The organism is Microbacterium sp. H83 (assembly GCF_001650405.1).
Lineage (GTDB): Bacteria > Actinomycetota > Actinomycetes > Actinomycetales > Microbacteriaceae > Microbacterium.
Genome location: NZ_LWCU01000013.1, coordinates 51,580 through 78,036, shown reverse-complemented (window position 1 = coordinate 78,036; position 26,457 = coordinate 51,580). Strand labels below are relative to the sequence as shown.

The 26,457-nt window shown below is 71.1% G+C and carries 19 protein-coding genes and 1 pseudogene; 2 read left to right on the top strand and 18 right to left on the bottom strand.

All coding sequences use genetic code 11. The features are described from left to right. The 14 genes and pseudogenes from A4X16_RS07450 to rsmI form a co-directional block, all read right to left on the bottom strand. Window positions 1–781: pseudogene (locus A4X16_RS07450) on the bottom strand (hypothetical protein); the annotation flags it as partial. Between the two features lie 107 nt (window positions 782–888). Beyond that, complete coding sequence (locus A4X16_RS07445; RefSeq protein WP_067118692.1) at window positions 889–1,821, bottom strand: 4-(cytidine 5'-diphospho)-2-C-methyl-D-erythritol kinase; 933 nt, start codon at window positions 1,819–1,821, stop codon at window positions 889–891. 13 nt (window positions 1,822–1,834) lie between these two features. Beyond that, the gene (mgrA, locus tag A4X16_RS07440; protein WP_067118689.1) at window positions 1,835–2,902 is read right to left on the bottom strand and encodes an L-glyceraldehyde 3-phosphate reductase; all 1,068 of its coding nucleotides are present in this window, start codon (window positions 2,900–2,902) and stop codon (window positions 1,835–1,837) included. A 9-nt stretch (window positions 2,903–2,911) separates the two neighbouring features. Then, window positions 2,912–3,781 (bottom strand): 16S rRNA (adenine(1518)-N(6)/adenine(1519)-N(6))-dimethyltransferase RsmA, encoded by an 870-nt coding sequence (rsmA, locus tag A4X16_RS07435; protein ID WP_067118687.1) that lies wholly within the window; start codon window positions 3,779–3,781, stop codon window positions 2,912–2,914. 14 nt (window positions 3,782–3,795) lie between these two features. Further along, window positions 3,796–4,668: a TatD family hydrolase gene (locus tag A4X16_RS07430; RefSeq protein WP_067118684.1), complete on the bottom strand. Its 873-nt coding sequence runs from the start codon at window positions 4,666–4,668 to the stop codon at window positions 3,796–3,798. Continuing rightward, window positions 4,665–6,242 carry a methionine--tRNA ligase gene (gene metG / locus A4X16_RS07425; protein ID WP_067118681.1) on the bottom strand — a complete coding sequence of 526 codons (1,578 nt, stop codon included), beginning with the start codon at window positions 6,240–6,242 and terminating at the stop codon, window positions 4,665–4,667. Before metG ends, A4X16_RS07430 begins: the two co-directional genes overlap by 4 nt. Window positions 6,243–6,295: 53 nt before the next feature. Next, window positions 6,296–7,837 carry a molybdopterin-dependent oxidoreductase gene (locus A4X16_RS07420; protein ID WP_067118678.1) on the bottom strand — a complete coding sequence of 514 codons (1,542 nt, stop codon included), beginning with the start codon at window positions 7,835–7,837 and terminating at the stop codon, window positions 6,296–6,298. A 34-nt stretch (window positions 7,838–7,871) separates the two neighbouring features. After that, window positions 7,872–9,041, bottom strand: a complete 1,170-nt coding sequence (locus tag A4X16_RS07415; protein WP_067118675.1) for a glycoside hydrolase family 1 protein — start codon at window positions 9,039–9,041, stop codon at window positions 7,872–7,874. Between the two features lie 14 nt (window positions 9,042–9,055). Further along, complete coding sequence (locus A4X16_RS07410; protein ID WP_157560024.1) at window positions 9,056–10,759, bottom strand: ABC transporter ATP-binding protein; 1,704 nt, start codon at window positions 10,757–10,759, stop codon at window positions 9,056–9,058. Window positions 10,760–10,764: 5 nt separating this feature from the next. Next, window positions 10,765–11,679, bottom strand: a complete 915-nt coding sequence (locus tag A4X16_RS07405) for an ABC transporter permease (protein ID WP_067118670.1) — start codon at window positions 11,677–11,679, stop codon at window positions 10,765–10,767. After that, window positions 11,676–12,656 (bottom strand): ABC transporter permease, encoded by a 981-nt coding sequence (locus A4X16_RS07400; protein WP_067118667.1) that lies wholly within the window; start codon window positions 12,654–12,656, stop codon window positions 11,676–11,678. Before A4X16_RS07400 ends, A4X16_RS07405 begins: the two co-directional genes overlap by 4 nt. After that, window positions 12,653–14,317, bottom strand: coding sequence for an ABC transporter substrate-binding protein (locus A4X16_RS07395; RefSeq protein WP_231880300.1), 1,665 nt, complete (start codon window positions 14,315–14,317; stop codon window positions 12,653–12,655). The genes A4X16_RS07400 and A4X16_RS07395 overlap by 4 nt, the downstream gene beginning before the upstream one ends. A gap of 143 nt (window positions 14,318–14,460) precedes the next feature. After that, entirely contained in the window at window positions 14,461–15,561 is a 1,101-nt protein-coding gene (locus A4X16_RS07390; RefSeq protein WP_067118664.1) for a LacI family DNA-binding transcriptional regulator, read from the bottom strand. Then, complete coding sequence (gene rsmI, locus A4X16_RS07385) at window positions 15,558–16,388, bottom strand: 16S rRNA (cytidine(1402)-2'-O)-methyltransferase (RefSeq protein WP_067118661.1); 831 nt, start codon at window positions 16,386–16,388, stop codon at window positions 15,558–15,560. The genes A4X16_RS07390 and rsmI overlap by 4 nt, the downstream gene beginning before the upstream one ends. A gap of 22 nt (window positions 16,389–16,410) precedes the next feature. On the opposite strand from rsmI, the gene A4X16_RS07380 reads away from it, so the two are divergent. Further along, the gene (locus tag A4X16_RS07380; RefSeq protein WP_067118658.1) at window positions 16,411–17,964 is read left to right on the top strand and encodes a dolichyl-phosphate-mannose--protein mannosyltransferase; all 1,554 of its coding nucleotides are present in this window, start codon (window positions 16,411–16,413) and stop codon (window positions 17,962–17,964) included. A gap of 27 nt (window positions 17,965–17,991) precedes the next feature. Here A4X16_RS07380 and A4X16_RS07375 read toward each other — a convergent pair whose 3' ends face one another. The 4 genes from A4X16_RS07375 to A4X16_RS07360 form a co-directional block, all read right to left on the bottom strand. After that, a complete protein-coding gene (locus A4X16_RS07375; protein WP_067118655.1) occupies window positions 17,992–19,791 on the bottom strand; it encodes a thioredoxin domain-containing protein in 1,800 nt (599 codons plus the stop codon). Between the two features lie 56 nt (window positions 19,792–19,847). Further along, window positions 19,848–20,420, bottom strand: coding sequence for an FMN reductase (gene msuE, locus A4X16_RS07370; protein ID WP_067118712.1), 573 nt, complete (start codon window positions 20,418–20,420; stop codon window positions 19,848–19,850). Window positions 20,421–20,496: 76 nt separating this feature from the next. Further along, window positions 20,497–21,333 carry an aldo/keto reductase gene (locus A4X16_RS07365; RefSeq protein WP_067118653.1) on the bottom strand — a complete coding sequence of 279 codons (837 nt, stop codon included), beginning with the start codon at window positions 21,331–21,333 and terminating at the stop codon, window positions 20,497–20,499. Continuing rightward, a complete protein-coding gene (locus tag A4X16_RS07360; RefSeq protein WP_231880299.1) occupies window positions 21,330–22,502 on the bottom strand; it encodes a heparan-alpha-glucosaminide N-acetyltransferase domain-containing protein in 1,173 nt (390 codons plus the stop codon). The genes A4X16_RS07365 and A4X16_RS07360 overlap by 4 nt, the downstream gene beginning before the upstream one ends. On the opposite strand from A4X16_RS07360, the gene hrpA reads away from it, so the two are divergent. Next, window positions 22,495–26,442: an ATP-dependent RNA helicase HrpA gene (hrpA, locus tag A4X16_RS07355; RefSeq protein WP_442922905.1), complete on the top strand. Its 3,948-nt coding sequence runs from the start codon at window positions 22,495–22,497 to the stop codon at window positions 26,440–26,442. The two genes, A4X16_RS07360 and hrpA, sit on opposite strands and share 8 nt — an antisense overlap. The last annotated feature ends 15 nt before the right edge of the window (window positions 26,443–26,457 follow it).

Genomic DNA, 26,457 nt, shown 5'->3' with positions numbered 1-26,457 from the left:
CACGTACTCGCCGGCGAGCGAGGCCGTGCAGCTGGTCCGGATGCCGTACGACGCCGTACAGCTCGGGTCCGGCGGTGCCTCCACCGCCGCCGAGACCGCCCCCGCCTCCGCCGCGGATCGAGGGCTGGTGCTCGGGGACGCTCACGGCACCGCCGTTCTGACCGCGACCGCTGACCGCCCCGGGGCCCGTCGACAGGCTCGGGGCGACGACCGTGGTCGGCGTGAGCGTGCTCGTGAATCCGGTGCGGCTCGCGTCGATCGCGCTGTTCAGCGTGAGCGTGCCGCCCGCCATGCCCACGACTCCGCCCGTCGAGCCGTCCCACGGAGCGGGGGTGATCGCGGCGCCGACCGTCGTGGTGCCGGCGTCGTACGGCATCCGGACCAGCTGCACGGCCTCGCTCGCCGGCGAGTACGTGCGCGTGATCGCGGACAGGGTGATGCTCGTGCCGGCGACGGCCTTGACGGTCGCGGTGTCGTAGTTGCCCATGTTCGACCCGGGCTGCGCCGGAGAGACGCCGGTCATCTGGATCAGCATCACGCGGTCGCCGACCGCGAAGGGCGTCGTCGCGCCGCGCGTGGCTCCGGTCACGGTGACGGTGGTGCCCGAGATCGCCGAGACCTTCTGATACGTGTTGACCACACCGCTCAGGGTCGCCGCGACCGCGACCGGCGCTCCCCCGAGCACGGGTGCGACGGCGGAGCCGGCCAGCACTGCGGCCAGCAGCACTCCTGTCCAGCGACGTCGTGCGGGCGAACGGGTCTCGGATCGTCGATCCAGCATGCTTCTCCTCGGTGTTCGAGGGCGCATGAACGCGCCCTCACCGAAGAAGAAGCGGAAAGGGGGTCTCCTGTGACGCGGGTACGGAGGGAACCCCTAGAGAGGAGGGGTCAGGAGACGATGCGCGCGCCGGCCACCGGCCCGTGCACGTGCAGCGAGTCGAGCCCGTGGCCGCGGAGCTCGACCTGCACCGCGCGCGCCGCATCGGGGCCGGCGCACAGCAGCGCCACGGTCGGCCCCGAGCCCGACACGATGCCCTGCAGCGCGCCCGCGTGGATGCCGCGCAGGATCGTCGTCTCGAGCTCCGGCCGTTCGCTGAGCGCGGCCTCCTGCAGATCGTTGTAGATGCTCTCGGCGAGCAGCTCGGGGTCGCCCGAGCGCAGGGCCTGCAGCACCGGGATCGGCACGTCGAGCGAGAGGGGCGGGTCGTCGGCGAGGGCCCCCTCCGCCTCGCGCAGAGCATCGAGACGCCCGTAGACAAGCGGTGTCGAGAGCCCCTGGTCGCTCGGCACGAGCACCCAGTCGAAGCGCCCACGGGCGAGGGCGGGGTTGAGCTGGTCGCCGCGGCCGGTGCCTACCGCCGTGCCGCCGTGGAGAGCGAACGGCACGTCGGCGCCGAGTCGGGCGGCGAGCTCGTGCAGACGCGCGGGCGAGAAGCCGGTGCCCCACAGGGCGTCGCACGCGACGAGGGCCGCCGCGGCGTCGGCCGAGCCGCCGCCCATGCCTCCGGCGACGGGGACGCTCTTGCGGATCTCCAGCGCGACGCCGCCGTCGTACTCCGCCGCCGTCGCGAGCAGCTTGGCGGCGCGCATCGCGAGGTTGCGGTCGTCGAGCGGAACGCTGTCGGGGTCGTCGACGCCCGACACCGTGATCGAGAAGTCGTCGGCGCGCCGGGCGATCACGTCCTCGTACAGCGACACCGCCTGGAAGACGGTCGCCAGTGCGTGGTACCCGTCGTCGTGCCGGCCGCCCACGCCGAGATAGACGTTGATCTTGCCGGGCGCGCGCACGTGCACGGACTCGGCGGGGGCGGCGAAGCTCATCGAGGGGCGTCCGTCACAGCTCGGTGGACGTGGCCCACAGGTCGACGTCGATCGAGCCGGCGAGCTCGTCGATGCGCGCGAGCTGATCGGCGGTGAAGTCCGGGCCGTTCACCGCCGCGATGTTCTCGTCGAGCTGCTCGGGACGCGAGGCGCCGATCAGCGCCGATGCGACGACCGGGGTGCGCAGCGTCCACTGCAGGGCGAGCTGCGCGAGCGACTGGCCGCGCTCCTGCGCGATCTCGTTCAGCGACCGGAGGGTCTGCACCGCGGCATCCGTCAGCGGGGCGTCGGGCAGCGAGCCGCGCTTCTGCGCGCGGTCGGCCGTGCCGTCGCCGAGGTACTTGTCGGTGAGCAGCCCCTGCGCGAGCGGCGTGAACGCGATCGCGCCGAGGCCGGACTGCTCGAGGGTGTCGGTGAGTCCGTCCTCGACCCAGCGGTTGAGGATCGAGTACGCCGGCTGGTGGATCACCAGCGGCGTGCCCAGATCCTTGGCGACCGCGACGGCCTCGGCGGTGCGCTCCGCGCTGTACGACGAGATGCCCACGTAGAGCGCCTTGCCCTGACGCACGAGAGTGTCGAGCGCGCCGACGGTCTCGGCGATCGGCGTCACCGGGTCGGCCCGGTGGGAGTAGAAGATGTCGACGTGGTCGAGGCCCATGCGCGTCAGCGACTGCTCGGCGCTCGCGAGGATGTACTTGCGGCTCGCGAAGTCTCCATACGGCCCCGGCCACATGTCCCAGCCCGCCTTCGACGAGATGATGAGCTCGTCCCGGTACGGGCGGAAGTCCTCGGAGAAGATGCGCCCGAAGTTCTTCTCGGCCGAGCCGTAGGGCGGGCCGTAGTTGTTGGCGAGGTCGAAGTGGGTGATGCCGCGGTCGAACGCGTGGCGCAGCAGCGCGCGCTGGTTGTCGAGCGGGATGTTGTCGCCGAAGTTCCACCACAGGCCGAGCGAGATCGGCGGCAGGTACAGGCCCGACGTGCCGACCTGGCGGTAGTCGAACTGCTGGTAGCGGCTCTCGTCGGCCGCGTAGGGCCGGTGCAGCTCGGGGACGTTCGGACGGAAGCGGGGGGAGTCGGTCACGGTGCCAGATTAGTCCGTGCCGACCGGTGCGCCGACCGCGGCGACGTGCTGCGCAACACGGTGGTAGTCGTCGACCGTGAGGTCCTCACCGCGAGCGGTCGGCGCGACGCCCGCCGCGATCAGCACGTCGGATGCCGCGGCGGAGCTGCCGAACAGCCCGGAGAGCGCCTGACGCAGCATCTTCCGCCGCTGGTTGAAGGCCGCGTCGACGATCCGGAACGTGAGTCGACGCTCGTCCTCGGATCCGCGCTCGCCCTCGGAGCGGTCGAATCCGACGAGCAGGCTGTCGACGTTCGGGACGGGCCAGAACACCTGCCGTGAGACGGTGCCGCAGAGCCTCCACTCGCCGTACCAGGCCGCTTTCACGCTCGGCGAGCCGTAGATCTTCGAGCCCGGCTTCGCCGCCAGCCGCTCGGCGACCTCGGCCTGCACCATCACGACGCCGCGCTTCAGGTAGGCGAAGCTCTCGAGGAAGTGCAGCAGCACCGGCACCGACACGTTGTACGGCAGGTTCGCGACCAGCACCTCGGGCTCGCCGGGGAGCTCCGTGACGCGCAGCGCGTCGGCATCCACCACGGTCAGCCTGTCGGCGGGGACGCCGTGCTCGTCCGCGGTCTGCGCGAGTCGGGCGGCCAGACGGTGATCGATCTCGACCGCGGTCACCGAGGCACCCGCCTCGAGGATCGCGAGGGTCAGCGATCCGAGACCGGGACCGACCTCGACGACGCGCTCCCCCGGCTGCACCCGCGCCGCCTGCACGATCTTGCGCACCGTGTTGGCGTCGACGACGAAGTTCTGCCCCAGCTTCTTGGTGGGGGTAACGTCGAGCTCGGCGGCGAGGCGACGGATCTCGGTGGCGCCGAGGAGGGTGACGGTCATTGCTCCATCATCCCTCAGGAGGCGAACGAGCCGTAGACGCGCAGGGTGTTCGTCGCCAGCTGGGCGCAGAGCTCATCGACCTCGATGCCGAGCTCCGCGGCCATGAACCGCACCGTGATCGGCACGAGATACGGCGCGTTCGGACGGCCGCGCAGAGGTGTCGGCGTGAGGAACGGCGCGTCGGTCTCGACGAGGATGCGGTCGAGCGGCGTCACGGCGAGCGCGTCCCGCAGGTTCTGCGCGTTCTTGAATGTGACGTTGCCGGCGAAGGACAGGTGGTAGCCGGCATCCGCGCAGATGCGGGCCATCTGCGCATCGCCCGAGAAGCAGTGGAACACCGTGCGCTCGGGAGCGCCCACGCGCGCGAGGGTCTCCAGCACCGCGTCATGCGCGTCGCGATCGTGGATCTGCATCGCGATGCCGTGCTTCTTCGCGAGCGCGATATGCGCCTCGAAGGACTCGAACTGCGGCGCCCGTCGCTCGGGTTCGGTGCGGAAGAAGTCGAGCCCGGTCTCGCCGATCGCCCGCGTGCGCGGGTGCGCCGCGAGCTCGTCGATCACCGCGAGGGCCTCGTCGAGGCGGCCCTCCTCGGCGTAGGCCGGCGCGTCGTTGGGATGGATGGCGACCGCGGCCAGCACACGGCCGTCGGATGCCGCGGCCTCGACGGCCCAGCGCGACGACTCGATGTCGCCGGAGGCCTGCACCACGCCGGCGATCCCGACCGCCTCAGCCCTGTCGAGCTGCTCGGTCAGCGAGAGCGGCTCGTCGCCGTCGAGGATCTCGAGATGGGCGTGGTTGTCGTACACCGGCACGGCGAGGGGCTCGGGAGCTGCGGGGTACCGCAGGTCCTTGCGCCCGTCGCCGTCCCTGGCCTGGACATATGTCATGCAGTCGATTCCACTCGCGGGAAGAGCGGCGCGAGTCCGTTGACGCTCGTGCCGGGACGCAGAGCGCCCCACGCGCCGGCCTCGCGGATCGGCTGATCCTGCAGACGGCCGATGCTCTCGGCCGCACCGAGTGCCACCCAGAGCTTCTCGGTCGACTGCGGCATCACGGGCGAGAGCAGCACGGCCAGCGCCCGCAGACCCTCTGCGCACGTGTACAGCACGGTGCCGAGGCGCTCGCGCTGGGCCTCGTCGCGCGCGAGGGCCCACGGCTCGTTCTCGGTGATGTAGCCGTTCAGCGCGTCGACGATCGTCCAGATCGCGCGGATGGCCTCGTCGATGCGGAACTGATCGACCGCGGCATCCGCATCGGTCGTGGCGCGGGCCACGAGCCGCTGGATCACGAGGTCCTGCTCGAGGTACTCGGCGGGCGGCGGCACGATCCCCTCGAAGTACTTCTCGATCATCGCCGTCGTGCGGGACGCCAGGTTGCCGAAGCCGTTCGCGAGCTCGGCCTGGTAGCGGGCGGCGAGGTCCTCCCAGGAGAACGAGCCGTCCTGGCCGAACGCGATCGCCGACAGGAAGTAGAAGCGGTAGGCGTCGGATCCGAAGACGTCGGTGATCTCGGTCGGAGCGATGCCGGTGAGCTTCGACTTCGACATCTTCTCGCCGCCGACGAGCAGCCAGCCGTGCGCGAACACGCCTTTGGGCACGTCGACGCCGGCCGCCATCAGCATGGCGGGCCAGATGACCGCGTGGAACCGCAGGATGTCCTTGCCGACCACGTGGTACGCCGGCCAGCGGCGCTCGAACGTCTCGGGGTCGTCGCCGTAGCCGACGGCGGTCGCGTAGTTGAGCAGCGCGTCGACCCAGACGTAGATGACGTGCGAGGGATCCCACGGCACCTCGATGCCCCAGTCGAACGCGGAGCGCGAGATCGACAGGTCCTTCAGCCCCTGCCGCACGAACGACACGACCTCGTTGCGCGCGGACTCCGGGCGGATGAAGTCGGGCTGCGTCCGGTAGAGCTCGAGCAGGCGGTCCTGGAACTCGCTGAGCTTGAAGAAGTAGTTCTTCTCCTGCAGCAGCTCGAGGGGCTTGGAGTGGATGGCGCAGACCTTCAGGCCCTCGAAGGGTCCGGTGCCGTCGAGGATCTCGGACTCGGGCTTGAACTCCTCGCATCCCACGCAGTAGAGGGCCTCGTACTCGCCCGCGTAGATGTAGCCGCGGTCGTAGATCGCCTGCACGAACTTCTTCACGCGCTCCTCGTGGCGCTCCTGCGTGGTGCGGATGAAGTCGTCGTTGGCGACGTCGAGCGTCTTCAGCAGCGGGAACCAGGCCTCGGTCACGAGCTTGTCGACCCACTCCTGGGGCGTGACGCTGTTCGCGGCGGCGGCCCTGAGCATCTTCTGCCCGTGCTCATCGGTGCCCGTCAGCATCCACGTGTCGTCCCCGCCCTGACGATGCCAGCGCGCGAGCGCGTCGACCGCCACCGAGGTGTACCCGTGACCGATGTGGGGCACGTCGGACGGGTAGTAGATGGGCGTGGTGATGTAGAACGAGTCGCCTGCGGGCATGGGATCGATTCTAGGCGGGATACCGGGCGTGGTTACGCCGTCGTCCGCGGCGTTCAGCCGACGCTCACCTCGACGCGGTGCCACCCCTGGGCGCCGTCGGGGACCACTCCGGCCGGGGCGGAGGTCTGCGTCTCGCCCGCGGCGCTGAGGGCCCGGCACTCGATCGTGTGCGCGCCGCTCTCCGCCGTCCAGTCGAGGCGCCACTGCACCCACGTGTCGTCGGAGATCGCGGTCGCGAGCTCCGCGCGGCGCCAGGGGCCCTCGTCGATCCGCACCTCGACGCCGTCGATCCCCACGTGCTGCTGCCACGCCATGCCCGCGATGACGGCGTCGCCCGGTTCGACCCGCTGGCCCCGGCGCGGCACGTCGATGCGCGACTGCAGCTTGATCGGTCCGCGCTCCGCCCACCCGCGGTCCGTCCAGTACGCGGTCGCCCGATCGAACCGGGTGACCTCGAGCTCGGTGACCCATTTCGTCGCGGAGACGTATCCGTAGAGTCCCGGCACCACCATGCGCACCGGGAAACCGTGCTCGAGGGGCAGCGGGTCGCCGTTCATGCCGACGGCGAGCAGCGCGTCGCGATCGTCGGTGAGCGCCTCGAGCGGCGTGGATGCCGTGAAGCCGTCCACGGACCGCGACAGCACCATGTCCGCGTCCGCGTCGACACCGGCGCGCTCGAGGAGCTCGCGGATCGGATGGCCGAGCCAGAGCGCGTTGCCGATCAGGTCGCCGCCCACCTCGTTCGACACGCACGCCAGCGTCACGTGCGACTCCTGCAGGGGCAGGGCGAGGAGCTCGTCCCAGGTGATCTCGATCTCGCGTTCGACCATCCCGCGGATCCGGAGCGACCAGTCGGCGGGGTCCATGCGCGGGACGATCAGCGCCGTGTCGATGCGGTAGAACTCGGCGTTCGGCGTGACCACGCGGGCGAGCCCGGGGATGTCCAGCTCGGCCCCGGACGCGACGGCGGCTGCGGGGCGCTCCGGCGACGGGAGTCTCAGAGCCGCGCGGACGGCCTCGATCGACCGGGTCGCGCCGCGTGCGACGCTGCCGACGATGAGCGCCGCGACACCGGTGGCCGCGACGCCGACGGTCCAGAGGAGGAATCGCCGCCGCTCCGCGTCTTCGGAGCGCAGGTACGGGACTGGATGGACGACGCGCATGAGCAGCCGCAGCGCCACGATCGCGACGACTCCGGCGACGAGGCCCGGGAGCCACGCGAACGGCCCTGCCCCCGGACGGATCATCGCCGCCACCAGGGCGAGCGCGCCGAGGGCGCCGAGGATCGTGGCCCCCACTCCCGCGCGGCCGGATTCGAGGATGCCGGCGAGCGCCGCGACACCGATGAGCACCACGGCGATGCCCGTGAGGAGCGCGGCCTTATCCCCCGTGCCGAACAGTGCGATCGCGGCGTCCTTCGCCCAGCTCGGGGCGAGGTCGATCAGTCCGCTGCCGATCACCGCGAACGGACTGGCGCTCGGCTCCACGACCGCCGCGACGAGCTCTCCCATACCGACGGCGACGACGGCCGCGCTCAGCCCGGCGGCTGCCGATCGAATCCGGCCGCCGCGCCGGGTGCGGATCGCGTGGGTCATCGTCTGAGCGTAACCCCGCGATCCGCCGCCCGGATCAGAGGCCGTTGCGGCGTGCGACCTCGCCGAGCCAGGCGAGCGACGGCTTCGGCGAGCGCGCGAACGTCTCGGGGTCGAAGCCGATGAGCCCGAACGTCGGCGCGTAGCCGCTCGCCCACTCGTAGTTGTCGAGCGCGCTCCAGTGCTGGTACGCCTTCACCTCGATGCCGTCGGAGATCGCGCGGTGCAGTCCTTCGAGCGCACCCTGCGTGTAGGCGATGCGGCGGGTGTCGTCGGCCGTCGCGATGCCGTTCTCCGTCACGAGCACCGGCACGCCGCCGCTGCGCTCCCAGGCGCTGCGCACGCCGAGCTCGAGCGCATCAGGGAAGAACTCCCACCCGGTGAGCGTCGTCTCGACATCCGCGGAGACCGGACGCGGCCCCTCCGGACCGATGAACGTGCGGGTGTAGGCCTGCACCCCGACGAAGTCGTCGCCGGCGGACTGGTCGAGGTACCAGTGGTCGCGCGGGTCGCCGTACTCCGCGAGCATCTCGTCGGCTCCGGGCTCGCCGGTGGAGTGGAAGGCCTGCGTGGCGATCGTCCAGCCGGCCTGGACGCCGGGGACGGAGTGCAGGATCTCAGACGCCCGCCTGTGCGCGGCGAGCAGGGTGTCGGCGACGCCGAGGTCGGGGTTCGGCAGACCGTAGGCGACCAGGTTCGCCGCATCCTCTCCCCCGGCCAGCATCGCGGCGATGTTCGGCTCGTTGATCGTGCACACGTACGTGACGTCGTCGAGGATCGGCAGCACGGTCTCGACGTAGCGCGAGAACAGGTCGACCGCGTCGGACGCCCGCCAGAAGCCGTCCTTCTGGAACCACTGCGGCACGGTGAAGTGCATCAGCGTGACGGTCGGGTCGAGGCCGTTCTCCCGCGCCGTGTCGATCATGCGGCGGTAGTGGTCGAGCATCGCCCGCGAGATGAAGCCGCGCTCCGGCTCGATGCGCGCCCACTCGACCGAGAAGCGGTACGAGTTCAGCCCGGCGTCCGCCAGCAGGCGCATGTCCTCCGGGTAGCGGTGGAAGTGGTCCGCGGCGTCACCGGACGGCTCCACCATCGGCGAGCCCGGAGCGTGTTCCATGGCCCACCAGTTGCTGGTCGTGTTGTTCCCCTCCACCTGATGGGCTGCGGTCGCAGCGCCCCAGAGGAAGCCGTCGGGGAATGTGAGCACGTGTGCGCTCCTTTCTACTTCGAGATTCGGGACGGGTTCGGCACGGCGTCGAGCAGCTCGACCGTGTACGGGTCCTCGGGATGCTGGAGCACCTGGGAGGTCTCGCCGCGCTCGACGACCCGTCCGCTGTTGAGCACGAGGATGTTCTCGGTGACGAGCCGTGCGCTCAGCAGATCGTGCGTGATGTAGAGCATGCTGATCCCCCACCTCTCGCGGAGATCCTCGAGGAGCGCCAGCACGCCGGCACGGAGGGAGACGTCGAGCATCGACACCGGCTCGTCGGCGATGAGCACCTGAGGGTCGCTCGCGAGCGCCCGGGCGATCACCACGCGCTGGCGCTGGCCGCCGGACAGCTGATGCGGCAGCTTCGCCGCGAACTGCTCGACCGGCGTGAGGCCGACGGTCTCGAGGAGCTCGAGCACGCGGGCCCTCGCCTCATCGCCGCGCAGCGGCGTGTAGTTGCGGATCGGCCGGCTCAGCGCGTACTCGACCGTGTGCAGCGGGTTGAGTGCCGCATACGGGTCCTGGAACACCATCTGGACGTCCTTGCGGAGGTCCCGGAGTCCGCTCCGGCGCAGCGACGCGACGTCGAGGTCGCCGAAGCGCACCGTGCCCTCGGTGGGTTTCTCGACGCCCGTGATGAGCTTGGCGAGCGTCGACTTGCCCGACCCCGAGGCGCCGACGAGGGCGAGCGCCTCCCCCGGCTCGAGACGGCACGAGACGTCGTCGACGGCCGTGACCGGCTGCTCGCCCCGGCGCGGGGCGGGATACCGCTTGGATACGCCCTCGACCACGATCGCGGCATCCGCGCGTCGCGTGTCGCGCTGCGACACGGTCGGGAGGGTCTCGGTCAGGTCGGTGCGCGCCCGGCCCTCACGGCGGCGCGTCCCGAGATCGACGAACCCAGGGATCGAGATGGACTCGGCCCGCGGGTCGGCGTAGTGGCTCAGCAGCATCCGCGTGTACTCGTCCTGCGGGCGGTGCAGGATGTCGAGGCTCGGCGCGTCCTCGACGATCCGCCCCTCGTGCATGACCATGACGCGGTCGGTCGCCTCGAGGACGATGCCGAGGTCGTGGCTGATGAGGATCGCCGTGAAGTGCTCGGAGTGCTGGAGGTCCTTGATCGTGTCCATGACCGCGTGCTGCACGAGCACGTCGAGGGCCGTGGTCGGCTCGTCGAACACCATCAGCTGCGGCTCGAGCGACAGCGCGAGCGCGATCGACGTGCGCTGCCGCATGCCGCCCGACAGCTCGCTCGGGTAGCGCGCCAGCACGGACGGGTCGAGTCCGACCTTGCCGATCAGCTCGCGCGCCCGCGCATCGCGGTCGTCGCGCGGCACGTGCCCGTGCGCCGCGAAGATGTCGCGGAAGTGGTTGCCGACCGTCCGCACCGGGTTGAGCGCGTTCATGCCCGACTGCAGCACCATGGCGAAGCCGCCCTGACGCTGTCGGCGCAGGCCCTCGGCGTCGAGGTCGCGGATGTCGCGGCCGGCGAAGAGGATGCGGCCCTCGCTGATGCGCGCCGGCGGCTTCTGCAGGCGGGTCAGCGCGAAGCCGAGCGTCGACTTGCCCGAGCCCGACTCGCCCACGAGGCCGACGAACTCGCCGCGTCGCAGCGTGAACGAGACGTCGTCGACCGCGGTGACCGGCGTCGCGCCGGGCGAGGCGTACTCGACCGACAGCCCCTGGACGTCGAGGAGCACATCGTCCGTGTTCATGGCGGTCATCGTCCCTTCCCTTCACGCAGGCGCGGATTGGAGATGCCGTCCACGCCGAAGTTGATGAGTGTCAGGCTCAGCGCGAGCAGAGCGATGCAGAGACCGGGGGCGAACAGCAGCAGCCACTGGCCGGTGAGCAGCGAGTTGGAGTTCTGCGCCCAGTAGAGCATCGTGCCCCAGCTGACGATGCTGGAGTCGCCGAGTCCGAGGAACTCCAGTCCCGCCTCCGCGAGGATCGCCGCGGTGGCGGCGCCGAACAGCGTGCCGGCGATGATCGACGTCATGTTCGGGAGGATCTCCCGGAAGACGATGCGCGTGCGGCTGTCGCCGGAGAACTCCGCCGAGGCGACGAAGTCGTTGCCCCGGAGCGACTGGGTCTGGCTGCGCAGGACGCGCGCTCCCCATGCCCAGCCGGTTACGACGATGACCGCGATGATCATCAGGATGCCGCCGTTCTGCAGGTACGCCGCGATCACGATCATGAGCGGGAGTCCGGGGATCACGAGGAACAGGTTGACGATGAAGCCGACCACCTCTCCCGCGAATCCGCGCATGTAGCCCCAGCTGAGTCCGATCAGCACCGCGACGATCGTGGAGAGGATGCCGGCGGCGAGGCCGACGAGCAGGCTGATCTGCGAGCCGTAGATCAGCTGGCTCAGCACGTCCTCCCCGGCAGCCGTCGTCCCGAGCCAGTGCTCCGGCGAGGCGTCGGCGTTGCGCTCGAACGAGTTGTCCTTCGGCCCGTACGGCGCCAGCAGCGGCGCGAACACCGCGACGAGCACGAACAGGCCGAGGATGATGAGGCCCAGCCGGGCCTTGCCGTTCGACCACAGCGTGCCGACCATGCGGCCGAACGAGCGCCACGGGCTGGGACCCGCGATGCGGTCGGTGGGAACCTTGACGTTCATGGTGGAGGTCATCGGCGTGTCCTCGGGTCGAGTACCCCGTAGAGGATGTCCACGAGGAAGTTGGCGACGAGCACGCTCACGGTGATCATCAGGAAGAGCGCCTGCATGAGCGGGTAGTCCTGCCCGATCACGGCGTTGAAGAGGAGGTATCCGATACCGGGGTACTGGAAGACCTGCTCCACGAGGATGGATCCGCCGACCACGCCTCCGAGCGTGAGCCCGAAGCCGGTGAGGTTCGGCAGGATCGCGTTGCGCGCGGCGTACCGCAGGGCGATCGTCCGCCCGTGCAGTCCGTTCGCCTCGGCGAAGGTCACGTAGTCCTCGCCGAGGGTGTTGATCATGGCGTTGCGCATGCCGATGATCCATCCGCCGAGCGACGTCAGGAGGATCGTCAGGGCCGGGAGGATCGCGTGCTGCACGAGGTCGCCGATGAACTCCGGGGTGAACCCGGGAGTGGTCGTCGCCGCGTACGCGCCCGTCGTCGGGAACCAGTGGAGCACGTACCCGAGGAAGAACAGCAGCAGCAGCGCGGTCCAGAAGTACGGGAACGTGCTGAGGAACGACCCGGTCAGCGTCGGGAGCGAGTCCAGCCAGGTGCCCCGGCGCCAGGCGGCGGCGACGCCGATGAGCGTGCCGATCACGAACGCCAGGATCGTGACGATGCCGACGAGGCCGATCGTGTACGGCAGCGCCGTCGACACCATGCTCGACACGCTCTGGGGATAGAACGTGTACGAGACGCCGAAGTCGAGCCGGACGACCTGGCCGAGGTAGGCCACGTACTGGTCCCACATCGAGCCGGTCGGGACGCCGAGCTGGGCCTCGATGGCCGCGCGCGTGGCGTCGGACACCGGTCCGTTCTGCGACAGCTTCGCGATCGCGGCATCCGCGGGCGAGCCCGGCATGAGCCGAGGGAGGAAGAAGTTCAGCGTGATCGCGGCCCACAGCGTGAGCACGAAGAGGCCGATCTTCTGAAGGACGAATCTCACCGGTCGTCTCCCTTCACCCGCTCGAGCCGCGTGAAGATCAGCAGCGGCGCCGAGTCGTAGTTCTGCGGGATCATGTACGGGTCGTCCGCCGAGGGCCACCCGGTGAACTTGGAGTCGTTGAACAGACCCCAGATGCCGCCGTAGTACATTCCGATCACCGGCAGCTCGTCGTAGACGATGCCCTGCAGCTCGTGCACGATCTCGGTCTGACGGGCGGGATCGACCGTCTCCCGGTACTCGGCGAGCAGCGCGTCGGCCTCGTCGGAGCGGTAGCGCTCGAAGTTGTTGGCGGTGGCCTCTCCCGACGGGACGTAGAACTCGCTGGAGAGCAGGTTGTTGTACGCCTGGTACGGGTCTCCGCCGCCCATGCCGCCGATCGCGACCTCGAAGTCGCCGTTGCTGATGGCGCTCTGGTAGCCGGCCGGCTGCGGGAGCTTGAGCGTCACCTTCACGCCGACATCCGCGAGCTGGCGCTGCACGGTCTGCGCGGCGCGGGTCCAGTCGGAGTAGCCGTTGGCGGTGGTGAGGGCGAACTCGAGCTGCTCGCCGTCGGGGCCGACGAGGCGGTCGCCGTCGAGCGTGTAGCCGGATTCGGCGAACGCCGCGAGCGCGGCATCCGCGTCCTGCGTCAGCATCCCGCCGTCGGGGATGCCGGGGTCGAGGTACTCCTCCTGGTTGGGGAGGATCAGACCCGTCTGCCCGGCCGGCTCCATGTACCCCTCGGATGCCGTCTCGGCGATCTCCTCGCGGTCGAGCGCGAGGGCGATGCCGCGGCGCACGTTGACGTCGTCGAACGGCGCGACCTCGAGGTTCGGCAGCAGCGCGATCACGCCTCCCGGCGGGAACCACCAGCTGTTGTCGGGGCTGGCCGCCCCCCAGGTGCCCTCGACGTCGGAGATGAACGAGTACGACCAGTCGTAGCCGCGGGTCACCGTGTCGAGCTGGGTGTTGGTGGCCGGCAGGATGATGTGCTCGATCTCGACCGAGTCGGCCTGCCAGTAGTCGGGGTTCCTGTCCATCGAGTACTGCTGGTCGTTGTAGTTGCCCAGCACGAAGGGCCCGGTGCCGACCGGCTTCTCGTTGCGGTAGGTGCCGGGATCCTCGACGTCGGCCCACAGGTGCTCAGGGACGATCATCGTCAGGCCGAGCACCGACAGCGAGGGCGCGTCATCGCCCTGGAGGTGCATGATGACGTCGTCGCCGTCGACCTCGAGCGACTCGAGGTGCTGCCACGCGCCCTTGATGTCGAGGGACGGGTTGTCCTTGAGCATCTCGAAGGTGAACACGACGTCGTCGGGCGTCAGCTTCTCGCCGTCGCTCCACTCGACGTCGTCGCGGATCGTCATGACGATCGTCTGCGCGTCGGGCTGGGACCACGACTCGGCGAGCCACGGGTTGAGCGTGTTGTCGAGCGGGTTCACCAGGATGAGCGGCTCGTAGATCCACCGCGACGCCGTGCGCGTGTTGGTGAGGTACGGGTTGAAGTTCCTCGTGAAGAACGGGTTGCCCTTGTCGGCATTGATCAGCATCGTGTCGTCGCCGATCGACGGGTCCGGCTGCGAGCTGATCTGGATGCTGCAGCCGCTGAGCACGACGGCCGCAGCCGCCAACCCCACGATCGCGGCTCTCCGCCAGCGTCGGAGCATGTGCGTCTTCGCCACACTGCCACCTCATGTCGTCTGTGTCATGACGGGCGCCTCGCTCGTCGAGGCACCCCGCGACCGAGGTCGCATGAGCGAGTGTAAGCGCATACATTTCGCAGACGCAAGCCCTTGACACGGCGGAGTGCCATTCGCGCGGGGCCTCAGTCGGGTCGGCGGGAGCTCTCGCGGAGCACGATCTGCAGGGGCAGGCGCACCGACATCGGATCGGCGTCCGGCCGCTCCAGGCGACGCGCGAGCAGCTGCACGGCCGCGCGTCCGAGGTCGATCATCGGCTGGCGCACCGTGGTCAACGCGGGGCGCGAGAGCGCGGCCGCCTCGATGCCGTCGAAGCCCGTCACGAGCACGTCCTGCGGCACGCCGATGCCCGCGGTGCGGAACGCGTCGATCACGCCGAGCGCCATCTGATCGTTCGCGGCGATCACCGCGGCGGGCACCCCTGCGGTGATCATGTCCTCCGCGGCGCGGCGCCCGGATGCTCGCGTGAAGTCGCCCCGGAGCACCGTGACCCGCTCAGCGGCGATGCCGGCAGCCTCGACCGCCGCCGAGAAGCCGTCCCACCGCTGAGCGCCGTCGGGAGAGTCGGCGGGCCCCGCGAGGAAGACCACCCGACCGGCATCCGCCTCGGCCAGCACCGTGCGCGTGAGCTCCGCCATCGCCGCGGCGTTGTCGACGCTCACGTGGTCGTACGTGTCCCCGCGCGGCGCCCCGGAGAGCACCACGACCGGGATGCGCTGCGACAGGCGGGCCAGCACGTCGTCGGGCACGCTCTGCGCCAGCACCATGAGCCCGTCGACCCGACCGGCGATGTCGCGCACGGTCTCGCGCCCCGGATCGTCGCGGCCGACGCCGATCATCAGCACGAAGCCCTGCTTCCACGCCTCGACCTCGGCGCCGCGGAGGACCTCGTCGAGGAACAGCATCGCCGGGTACGGGCCGCCCTCCGGATCGTCCGCCACCGTGAAGGTCGGCGCCGACGCCTGTCCCTCGCCGAGCACATCGAGCTCGGGGGCGTCCTCCGACGCGTCGAATCCGGGGAAGTACAGTCCGAGGACGCCCGTGCGGCGCTCCGCGAGTCCCCGCGCGCTGCCGCTGGGGACGTATCCGAGCGCGGCGACCGCGTCCAGGACGCGCTCGCGGGTGACGGGTCGCACGGCATCCGGCTGGCGGAGCACGCGCGAGACGGTGGCGATCGAGACGCCGGCGCGCTCCGCGACGTCGTAGACGGTCGCCCTCCTGCTCACGACGGCCCCTCGGCGCGCGCGGCGAGCGCGGCCTGGTAGAGATCGCGGGACGACAGTCCGGTGGCCGCGGCGACCTCGGCGCACGCGTCCTTGAGACGGATGCCGGATGCCACGAGCCGTTGCACCTGCGCGAGGGCGTCGTCGGCCGACGCCGCCCGCCGCGGAGCGCCCTCGACCACGACCACGATCTCGCCCTTGACGCCCTGGGCAGCCCACTCGGCGAGATCGCCCGCGGTCCCGCGCCGCACCTCCTCGTAGAACTTGGTCAGCTCGCGGCAGACCGCGATGCGGCGGTCGTCGCCGAAAGCGGACCCCATGTCGGCGAGCGCCGACGCGAGGCGCGCGGGCGACTCGAAGAACACCATCGTCCGCCGCTCGTCGGCGAGGGCGCGCAGCGCGGAGCGCCGCTCCCCCGGCTTGCGCGGCAGGAATCCCTCGAACGTGAAGCGATCGGTCGGCAGACCCGAGATCGACAGCGCCATGAGCACGGCGCTCGGCCCGGGGATCGCCGTCACGGTGACCCCTCGCTCGACCGCGGCGGCGACGAGCCCGTATCCGGGGTCGCTGATCGCCGGCATCCCCGCATCGCTGACGACGACCACGTCGGTCTCGACGGCGAGGTCGGCCAGCTCCGCCGCCTTCTGCTTCTCGTTGTGATCGTGCAGGGCGATCAGACGCGGACGATTCGCGATCTGCAGCGCCTGCAGCAGCCGCTGCGTCGTGCGCGTGTCCTCCGCCACCACGACCTCGGCGTTCTCGAGCACTTCGACCAGGCGACGCGAGACGTCGCCGAGGTTTCCGATGGGAGTCGCGGCCAGGATGATCACCCGCCCAGCTTAGGCTGGAGCGGTGACCGCGCCCGTGCCCCTGCTGCCCGCCCCCGAGGAGCGGCTGACGCGGTACGGCGCGCTGCGCGACCGCATCCTGCAGGACCCGGGCCGGGGTCGGATGCTGCGCTGGTTCGCCCCGCTCGTGGTGACCGCGCTCGCCGCTGTGCTGCGACTCGTGAACCTCGGGCATCCCCATCAGCTCGCCTTCGACGAGACCTATTACGTCAAGGACGCCTGGTCTCTCTGGACGCTCGGCTACGAGGGGACGTGGGGCAAGGACGCCGACGAGGCGTTCGTCACCCTGCAGCAGCTGCCGCTGTCGGATGTCGGCGCATTCGTCGTGCATCCGCCGTTGGGCAAGTGGCTCATCGCTCTCGGCATGTCGATCGGCGGGCCGGACAACACCGTCGGCTGGCGCCTCGCGACCGCCCTCCTCGGCACGGCCACGGTGCTGCTGGTGTATCTCGTCGCCCGGCAGCTGACCGGGTCGATCGCGGTCGCCACGGTCGCGGGCGGGCTGCTCGCGATCGACGGCCTCAGCATCGTCATGAGCCGCATCGCCCTGCTCGACGGGCTGCTGACCTTCTTCCTCCTGCTCGGGGCGCTCTTCATCCTGTACGACCGACGGAAGACGATCCCGCTCGTCGAGCGCCCCGACCCCGCCGCCCCCGATCCGATGTGGGGGCGGGTCTTCTGGCGGCGCCCCTGGCTGGTCGCCGCGGGCCTCGCGCTGGGTGCCGCGTGCGCCGTGAAGTGGTCGGGACTGTACGCGCTCGCGGCCTTCGGCCTCTACGTCGTCGTGACGGATGCCCTCGCCCGGCGCCGCGCCGGCGTCGTGCTGTGGCCGACGGCGGCCGCCTTCCAGCAGGGACCCGTGTCGTTCGTGCTCCTCGTCGGGCCCGCCCTCGCCGCCTACCTCGCGAGCTGGACCGGCTGGCTCGTCACCGAGGGAGGGTACGCACGGCAGACCGACCCGAACCCGTTCCTCGCCCTCTGGAACTATCACGACGCGATCCTGAAGTTCCACGTCGGACTCAGCACCGGCCATCCGTACGCCAGCCCTGCGTGGGAGTGGCCGCTCCTGCTGCGTCCCACGGCGGTCTGGGTCGGAAACGACCCTGATCCGTGCGGGGTCGACCGCTGCATCGCGGTGATCTCGACCATCCCGAACCCGCTGACCTGGTACGGGGGCGTCGCGGCCGCGCTCTACCTGCTCTACCGCCTCGTCCGCGGCGCGATCGCCCGCACGGCGGTCGCGCCGGCCCTCACGTTCCCGCTCGTCGGCCTGGCCGCCACCTACCTGCCGTGGCTCATGTTCCCCGAGCGCACGATCTTCCAGTTCTACACGGTGGCGATGATGCCGTTCCTCGTGCTCGCCCTCGCCGTGGCGCTGCGCGACCTCGCAGGACGTCGATCCGACCCGCTGCACCGCCGCCAGGCGGGCGAGCGCACGGTCATGATCATCCTCGGCGTCGTGGTGCTGGTGTCCGCGTTCTTCTATCCGGTGTGGACGGGGATGAGCGTGCCGTACGACTTCTGGATGCTGCACAACTGGCTGCCCGGCTGGGTCTGACCGGCCGCGGACCGATCAGCGGGTCGTTCAGCGGGTCGCCGGCAGCTCGGCGGGATCGTCGACCGGCAGCCGGCACACGAACGAGCGGCAGTCGAAGGCCCTGCCACGCGCGGCCGCCTTGCCCTCGAAGACCTCGAAGCCCGCATCCGCGAACGCCTGCGCCTGCGCGGGCGACACGATGGCGACGACGTCGGCATCCGCACGGCGGGCGGCCGCGGCGAGAGCGCCGGCCGGCTCGTCGGTGACGACCACGATCTGCCGCGGGGCGTCGACGAGTCCGGCGGCGACGCGGAGCAGGCTGCCGTGCGCGAAGGGCTGCGAGATCGCCGCCGCGGCGTGCGCGCGCACGCGGTCGGCTGCGGCCTCGCGGTACCGGTCGCCCGCACCGAGACGCCAGGCCGCGAGCGCGGCGGCGGCGACGGCGGCGGTTCCCGACGGGAGGTCCCCGTCGGTCTGGTCGGGCGAGGCGGCGATGCCGCGCGTGCTGAGCAGCGGATCGCCGCCCACGCCGCCGATCGCCGTGTCGAGCAGGGTCAGTCCCCGCACGGCCCACGCGACGTCGCCGGTCGCCGCGGCCAGGGCGAGGAGGCCGTCGGCGAGGAGCGCCAGATCGGCCGTGGTCGCGACCGCCGCAGACGGGATGCCGTCGAGCGACGCGCGCACCAGTGCGCCGGCCGCGTCGCGGTTGACCCGCAGGACGTGCTCGGCGGCGAGCGCCGCGGCGTCGATCCACTGCTCCTCCCCGAGCGCCGCACCCGTTCGCGCGAGCGCCGCGATCGCGAGCCCGTTCCATGCCGTGATGACCTTGCCGTCGACGGCCGGGGGCTCGAGCTCCGCCCGCTCGGACACCGGGCGCAGGTAGAAGCTGCCCTCACTGCGGGCGCCGTCGATCCACGACTCGGAGTCCTGGGCCGCACCGAAACCTCCGCCGTCACGGCGCAGCACGTCGAGCAGGAACGTCGCGATGCCCCGCGCCGTGGCCTCGTCGCCCGCGTCGAGAGCGACCGCGAGGAGCTGCGCGTTGTCGGTCAGCATCCGCTCGTAGTGCGGCACCGACCAGTCGCGCCGGGTGGCGTAGCGGAAGAAGCCGCCGTCCTCGTCGCGGAGCGGCGAGGAGGACATCGCCGTGAGCGCGCGATGCGCCGAGGCCGCCGCATCCGGGGCCTCGCGTCGCACGAGCGGCGCCTGGAGGAAGCCGAGCGTCGTCGCCACCGGGAACTTCGGGGCTCCCCCGAACCCGCCGGAGACGCGATCCTCCCGCGCCGCGATCGACTGCGCCGCGCCCGCGATCGCGGCGGGGTCGGGGAGATCGGAGGGGGTGGACTCCGCGGCGCGAGCGAGCGCCTCGGTCACGGCATCGGCCGACTCCTCCGCCTGCGCGCGGCGCAGCGTCCATGCTTCCTGCACCGCCGCGAGCACGTCGCGGAAGGCGGGCATCGGCTGCCGCGCCTCCGGCGGCCAGTACGTGCCGGCGAAGAAGGTGCGACCGCGAGGCGTGGTGAACACCGTGAGCGGCCAGCCGAGGTTCTGCGTGAACGCCGAGGCCGCGGCCATGTAGGCGCCGTCGACCTCTGGATGCTCCTCGCGATCGACCTTGACGGCGACGAAGTCGCGATTGATGATCTCGGCCGTCGCGGGATCGGCGAACGACTCGCGCGCCATCACATGGCACCAGTGGCACGTCGAGTACCCGATCGAGATCAGCAGCGGCACATCGCGCCGCTCCGCCTCGGCGAACGCCTCGTGGCCCCAGGGATACCAGTCGACGGGATTGTCCGCGTGGGCGCGGAGATACGGGCTGAGCGTGTCGGCGAGCCGGTTCGTCATACCTCCACGGTACGCCGCGGACCCCCGCAGATCTCCGATGCCCCGCAGACTCCCGATCAGGAGACGAGCAGCTGGTCCGCGGGGCGCGATGCCGCGTATCCGACCAGGGGCAGCGCGCGTTCGGCCGCGAGATCGATGCGCGCGCGGAGCACGTCGGAGGCGATCGCATAGCCGTCGAAGTCGGTGTTGCTGGCGTAGACGCCGAGCGGGAGCGTCAGCGCCTGGAAGAACGCGAACAGCGGCCGCAGCTGATGCTCGATGATGAGAGCGTGCCGCTCTCCCCCGCCGGTGGCGGCGAGGAGCACCGGCTTGCCGACGAGCTCGTACTGGCCGACGAAGTCGAACAGGTGCTTGAACAGCCCGGTGAACGACGCCCGGTAGACGGGACTGCCCACGATGAGCAGATCGGCCGCCTCGATGGCCTGCAGCTTCTCCTCGACCTCCGCCGGCAGCTGGTCGCGGCGGAGGGCCCCGGCGAGCGACGGACCGATGGCGGTGAGCTCGATGACCTCGACCTCGACCTCGGCGCGCTCGGCGACGGCATCGGCGATCGCACGGATGAGGACCGTGGTCTTGCTGGGCTCGTGCAGAGAGCCGGACACGGCGACGACGCGGTAGGGGGCTGTCATGCCGACGACGCTACTCACGACGACGCCCCGTGTCGCGGAGTCCGACACGGGGCGTCATCTGCCGAAGCAGGACGACTCAGTTGACCTCGTCCGGGTGCGAGCCGACGCGGCCGGAGCCGTCGAGCGGGTCGAGGGCGTCGATCGCCGCGATCTCGGCATCCGTCAGCTCGAAGCCGAACACGTCGAGGTTCTCGCGCAGGCGCTCGGGGCGCACCGACTTCGGGAAGACGATGAAGCCCTTCTGCAGGTGCCAGCGCAGCACCGCCTGCGCCGGGGTCACGTCGTGCGACGCCGCAGCGTCGGCGATCGCCGGCGTGCCGAAGAGGTCGTACTTGCCCTGGCCGAGCGGACCCCAGGACTCGATGCGGACGCCGTGCGCGGTCGCCCAGTCGACGATGTCGCGCTGCTGGTACGCCGGGTGCAGCTCGATCTGGTTCACCGCGGGGGTGACGCCCGTCTCGGCGACCACGCGCTCGAGGTGCGGCACCAGGAAGTTCGAGACGCCGATGCTGCGGGTGAGGCCGGCCTCGCGCAGCTCGACGAGCTTCGCGAACGCGTGCACGTAGTCGTCCTTGGCCGGAATCGGCCAGTGCACCAGGTACAGGTCGACCTTCTCGAGGCCGAGCTTGTCGAGGCTCTCCGCGATCGCCTTGTTCGGCTCGTCGTCGTGGTGGCGGTCGTTCCACAGCTTGGTCGTGATGAAGAGCTCGTCGCGCGCGATGCCGGACGAGGCGATCGCGGCGCCGACGCCCTCCTCGTTGCCGTAGATCGCGGCGGTGTCGATGTGGCGGTAGCCGATCTCGAGGGCTTCGCTCACCGCCCGCTCGGTCTCGTCGGCCGGCACCTTGAAGACGCCGTAGCCGAGCTGGGGGATGGAGGAGCCGTCGTTCAGGTCGAGTGCAGGAATCGTCATGAGTCCAGCCTAGAAGGCTCAGCGACCGATCGGCCCGCCATCGCCAGGGCGGCGCGGCCCGCCAGCCGCTCGAGCGGGCCGCGGCCGAACAGGAGCGACCAGGCCGTCGTGACGATCAGCAGCGAGACGGCCGTCTCCGCCCAGAAGGCGTTGCTCGACGGGAAGCCTCCCGGACCGCCGATCGCCGCAGCCGACACCACGTGCACGGTGTATGCCGTCAGCGGCATGGATCCCAGCGCGCCGAGCGGCAGCAGCACCCAGCGCAGCGGTCCGGAGAGCAGGAGGCACACCGACACGACGACGAGCGCGAAGCCGCCCGACCCGAGGATCTCCGCGGTGCCGCCCGAGTGCGCCTCGACGCCGAAGATCGCGGCGACGACGGCCGCGCCGGGGTCGGCGGCGGCGAGGGCCTCGGGGTAGCCCGCCCAGCCGGACGGCGAGCCCCAGCCGGAGGACCCCGCCCGCCCCAGCCCGCTCACGGCGCCCACGAGCCCGAGTCCGTATCCGACGGCCATCAGCCCGACGCCGACGCCGAGCACGGCGACCGCCGTCTCGGACCGCTCGACGTGCAGCCGGCCCAGGGCCATGCCGCCGAGCACGAACGCCATCCACGCGGTGAGGGGATACGAGCCGTACAGCACGAGACCGATGCCGGGCCCCGAGGGGAAGAGGGTGAGGGCGGCGAGGAGCGCGAGCACCGCGGGACCCACCAGCGCGAGGACCCCCGAGGCGACCAGCAGCCGCCCCGGGCTCCACCGCAGGAACGGGATCACCGCGATGTACAGCAGGCCGTACAGCGTGAGGATGATCGCGATCGGGGTCCCGAGCATCTCGAGCGCGAGCCCGACGACGAGGATCACGGCGCCGCGGCCCACGAGCTGCAGACGGATGCCGGGCATGCTCTCCCGCCCCGGGATCGCGCTGCGACCGCTCATCAGCGCGATCGACACCCCGGCGAGAACGGCGAACAGGATCGATGACCGGCCGCGCACGAGAGCGAGCCAGGTGGACGGGTCGAGCGGATCGAACGACGGCATCTCCCCCACGTGCGCACCGACCATGCCGAGGATGGCGAGGCCGCGTGCGACGTCGAGTCCGAGGATGCGCGGCGCGCGGCCGAACTCTCGGAACCAGCGCATCACAGGGTCGGTCGCGGCGGAAGTGGTCACCGCCTCATCGTACGAGTCCGTCATACGATGGAGGGCTATGTCCTCTCCCGTGATCTCGTATCCTCCCGAGCTGCCCGTCAGCGCCGCCAGGGACGAGATCGCCGACGCCATCCGCGACCATCAGGTCGTCATCGTCGCCGGCGCCACCGGATCGGGCAAGACGACCCAGCTGCCGAAGATCTGCCTGGAGCTCGGTCGCGAGCGCATCGCGCACACGCAGCCGCGGCGGCTCGCGGCGCGCACGATCGCCGAGCGCGTGGCCGAGGAGCTCCAGGTCGAGCTCGGCTCGCTCGTCGGGTACAAGGTGCGCTTCACCGACAAGGTGTCCGACGACACCCGCATCGCGCTGATGACCGACGGCGTCCTGCTGAACGAGATCCACCGCGACCGCCTGCTGCGCCGATACGACACGATCATCATCGACGAGGCGCACGAGCGCTCGCTCAACGTCGACTTCCTGCTCGGCTACCTCGTGCGCATCCTGCCGGAGCGCCCCGACCTCAAGGTGATCATCACCTCGGCGACCATCGATCCCGAGAGCTTCGCGCGACACTTCGCCACGCCGGCGGGCGAACCCGCCCCGGTCATCGAGGTCTCGGGCCGCACCTACCCCGTCGAGATCCGCTACCGCGCCCAGACCGAGGAGGGCGAGGCCGCCGAAGAGGTCGACGAGGTGTCGGCCATCGTCGCCGCGCTCCGCGAGCTCGACCGCGAGGCCCCCGGTGACGTGCTCGTCTTCCTGCCCGGAGAGGCCGAGATCAGGGATGCCGCGGACGCCGTGCGCGGCGCATACCAGAAGGACCGCTCCCCCACCGAGGTGCTGCCGCTGTACGGCCGTCTCTCCGCCGCCGAGCAGCACCGCGTGTTCGAGCGGAGCCGCGTCGCCGGTGTGCGCCGTCGGGTGGTCCTCGCCACGAACGTCGCCGAGACGAGCCTCACCGTCCCCGGCATCCGCTATGTCATCGACACCGGCACCGCGCGCATCTCGCGGTACAGCAACCGGTCGAAGGTGCAGCGACTGCCGATCGAGGCCGTGTCGCAGGCGTCGGCGAACCAGCGATCCGGCCGGGCGGGGCGCACCAGCGAGGGCATCGCGATCCGCCTCTACAGCGAAGAGGACTTCGATCGTCGCCCGGAGTTCACCGAACCGGAGATCCTGCGCACGTCCCTCGCCTCGGTGATCCTGCAGATGCTGTCGCTCGGCTTCGGCGACATCACGGCCTTCCCCTTCCTGACCCCTCCGGACTCGCGCGGGGTCAAGGCCGCCCTCGATCTCCTCACCGAGCTCGGCGCGGTCGGCGGCACGGGCGACGCGCCGCGGCTCACCCGCATCGGACGCGAGATCTCGCGGATCCCCATCGATCCCCGCTTCGCCCGGATGCTGATCGAGGCCGGCCGGGCCGGCGGCGCCCCGGTGCAGCGCGATGTGCTCGCCATCGTCGCCGGCATGTCGATCCAGGACGTCCGTGAGCGCCCCTCACAGGAGGCGCCGCAGAGCGTGCGCGACGAGGCGGATCGGATGCACGCACGATTCGCCGACCCCACCAGCGACTTCCTCGCGACCCTCAACCTCTGGAACCATCTCAGGGAGCAGCAGCGCGAGCTCGGCTCCAGCGCGTTCCGACGGCTGTGCCGGTCTGAGCACCTCAACTACGTCCGGGTGCGCGAGTGGTTCGACGTGCACCGGCAGCTGCGCTCGCTCGTCCGCGACAAGGACTCCGCCGGCGCGGGCGGCACCGCGGACCCCGACGCGATCCACCGCGCGCTGCTCGCAGGACTCCTGTCGCAGATCGGCATCCTCGACGAGAGGAACGCGGGCAAGGGCCCCGCGAAGGGCACGGATCCGAAGAAGAGGAGGATCGCGGAATACCGCGGCGCGCGCGGCATCCGCTTCTCGATCTTCCCCGGCTCCGGCCTGCGCAAGAAGAGCCCGCAGGCGGTCATGGCCGCCGAGATCGTCGAGACCTCGCGCACGTACGCCCGCACGGTGGCCGCGATCGATCCCGCCTGGGCGGAGGCGCTGGCCGGCGATCTCGCGAAGAGACAGGTCACCGAGCCGCACTGGTCCAAGGATTCCGGGGCCGCTGTCGCCTACGAGAAGGTGACTCTCTTCGGCGTCGAGATCATCCCCCGCCGACGCGTGCAGTTCGCGCGCATCGACAGGGCGGCGTCGCGGGAGATGTTCGTCCGTCACGCCCTCGTCGAGGGCGAGTGGGATCCGACGCGGATCGACAAGCGCGTGAGCGCGTTCTGGCGCAGCAACGCCGAGCTGCGCAAGCGCCTCGAGAAGCTCGAGGAGCGCGAGCGCCGCCGCGACATCCTCGCGGGCGACGAGGCGGTCTTCCGCTTCTACGACGAGCGCATCCCCGCCGACGTCTTCGACGTCCGCTCGTTCGAGCGGTGGTGGCGAGACGCGCTCGGCGCGACCCCGAAGCTGCTCGTGATGCGCGAGGCCGACCTGATCGACGACGACAGTCGCGCCGACCAGCGCGACTTCCCGACGAAGTGGACGCAGGGCGACCAGGTGCTGGGACTCGCCTACCGGTTCGAGCCCGGAGCCGCCGACGACGGCGTGAGCGTCGTGATCCCGCTCGCCCTGCTCGCGCAGATCGAGGACCGCGGCTTCGACTGGCAGGTCCCCGGCCTCCGCGCGGAGCTCGTGACCGGTCTGCTCCGCGCCCTGCCCAAGGCCATCCGGCGGCACGTGGTGCCCGCCGCCGACTGGGCCGACAAGTTCGGCGCGGAGCTCGCGGGCGACGGCCCCGAATCGCACGGCGGTCTGCCGCCCCGCGCCCTCAAGGAGGCGCTCGCGCGGCTCATCCAGCCGCTCGCGAACCAGCTCGTCTCGGCCGCGGACTTCGAGGACGACCGCGTGCCCGCGCACCTGCGCATGAACTTCCGCGCCGTCGACGAGCGCGGGAGGGTCGTCGGCTCGGATCGCGACCTGAGCGCGCTGCAGCAGCAGCTCGCCGACCGCGCCCGCAGCAGCGTCGCCCGGTCGATCGCCGCCCCGTCGCGCGGGCCGGGCCCCTCACGGGGACCGCAGCCCGCGATCTCCGCGACGTCCATCGAGAAGACCGGGCTCACCGCCTGGTCGTTCGGCGATCTGCCCGAGGTGCTCGACACCAGGGTCGCGGGCGGCGTGGTGCGCGGCTATCCGGCGATCGTCGACGAGGGCAAGACCGTCGCGGTGCGGGTGGAGGCGACGGCGGATGCCGCTGCGGCAGCGACCCGCGCCGGTGTGCTGAGGCTCGTGCTGCTCGGGGTGCCGTCGCCCTCTTCGTACGTGCAGCAGCACCTCACCAGCCAGGAGAAGCTCGCGCTCGCCGCTTCGCCCTATCAGTCGGCGGCCGCGCTGATCGAGGACTGCCGCGCGGCGGTGGTGCAGCAGACGATCGACGTGACCGCGCCGGGGGGCGTCGTGCGCACCGACGCCGACTTCGCCCGCATCCGCGACGCCGTCTCGGCGACCCTCGTGGACGAGCTCTTCTCGTGCGTGTCGCTCGTCGCGCGGATCCTCACGAGGTCGCGCGACGTCGAGCGCGGGATCAAGTCGCAGAACTCCCTGGCGCTCCTCGGCCCGCTGAACGACATCCGCACGCAGCTTTCCGGTCTGCTGCATCCGGGTTTCGTCTCGGCCGCCGGAACGCAGCGCCTCGCGCACTTCCCCCGCTACCTCGACGGCATGCTCGACCGGCTGAAGACTCTGGCGAACGAGCCGGGCAAGGACCGCACGCGCATGAGCGAGTACGAGCGGATGGCGAGGGCCTTCGAGGATGCCGGCGGCACGATCCCGCCGGCGGCAAGCGCGCCCGCGGCGCTCGTCGAGACGCGGTGGCTGCTCGAGGAGTACCGGGTGAGCGTGTTCGCCCAGCGGCTCGGCACCGCGCAGCCCGTCTCGCCGCAGCGCATCATGAAGGCGCTGTCGGGAAAGGCGTGATCCGGCCGGGGGTAG

Excerpts from the sequence above, each read along its gene's own strand:
- A4X16_RS07420 (WP_067118678.1), bottom strand. The coding sequence starts at position 7,837 with ATGACCCACGCGATCCGCACCCGGCGCGGCGGCCGGATTCGATCGGCA.
- A4X16_RS07365 (WP_067118653.1), bottom strand. The coding sequence starts at position 21,333 with ATGACGATTCCTGCACTCGACCTGAACGACGGCTCCTCCATCCCCCAG.
- rsmA (WP_067118687.1), bottom strand. The coding sequence starts at position 3,781 with ATGACCGTCACCCTCCTCGGCGCCACCGAGATCCGTCGCCTCGCCGCC.
- msuE (WP_067118712.1), bottom strand. The coding sequence starts at position 20,420 with ATGACAGCCCCCTACCGCGTCGTCGCCGTGTCCGGCTCTCTGCACGAG.
- A4X16_RS07445 (WP_067118692.1), bottom strand. The coding sequence starts at position 1,821 with ATGAGCTTCGCCGCCCCCGCCGAGTCCGTGCACGTGCGCGCGCCCGGC.
- A4X16_RS07430 (WP_067118684.1), bottom strand. The coding sequence starts at position 4,668 with ATGACATATGTCCAGGCCAGGGACGGCGACGGGCGCAAGGACCTGCGG.
- A4X16_RS07410 (WP_157560024.1), bottom strand. The coding sequence starts at position 10,759 with ATGAACACGGACGATGTGCTCCTCGACGTCCAGGGGCTGTCGGTCGAG.
- metG (WP_067118681.1), bottom strand. The coding sequence starts at position 6,242 with ATGCCCGCAGGCGACTCGTTCTACATCACCACGCCCATCTACTACCCG.
- A4X16_RS07405 (WP_067118670.1), bottom strand. The coding sequence starts at position 11,679 with ATGACCTCCACCATGAACGTCAAGGTTCCCACCGACCGCATCGCGGGT.
- A4X16_RS07375 (WP_067118655.1), bottom strand. The coding sequence starts at position 19,791 with ATGACGAACCGGCTCGCCGACACGCTCAGCCCGTATCTCCGCGCCCAC.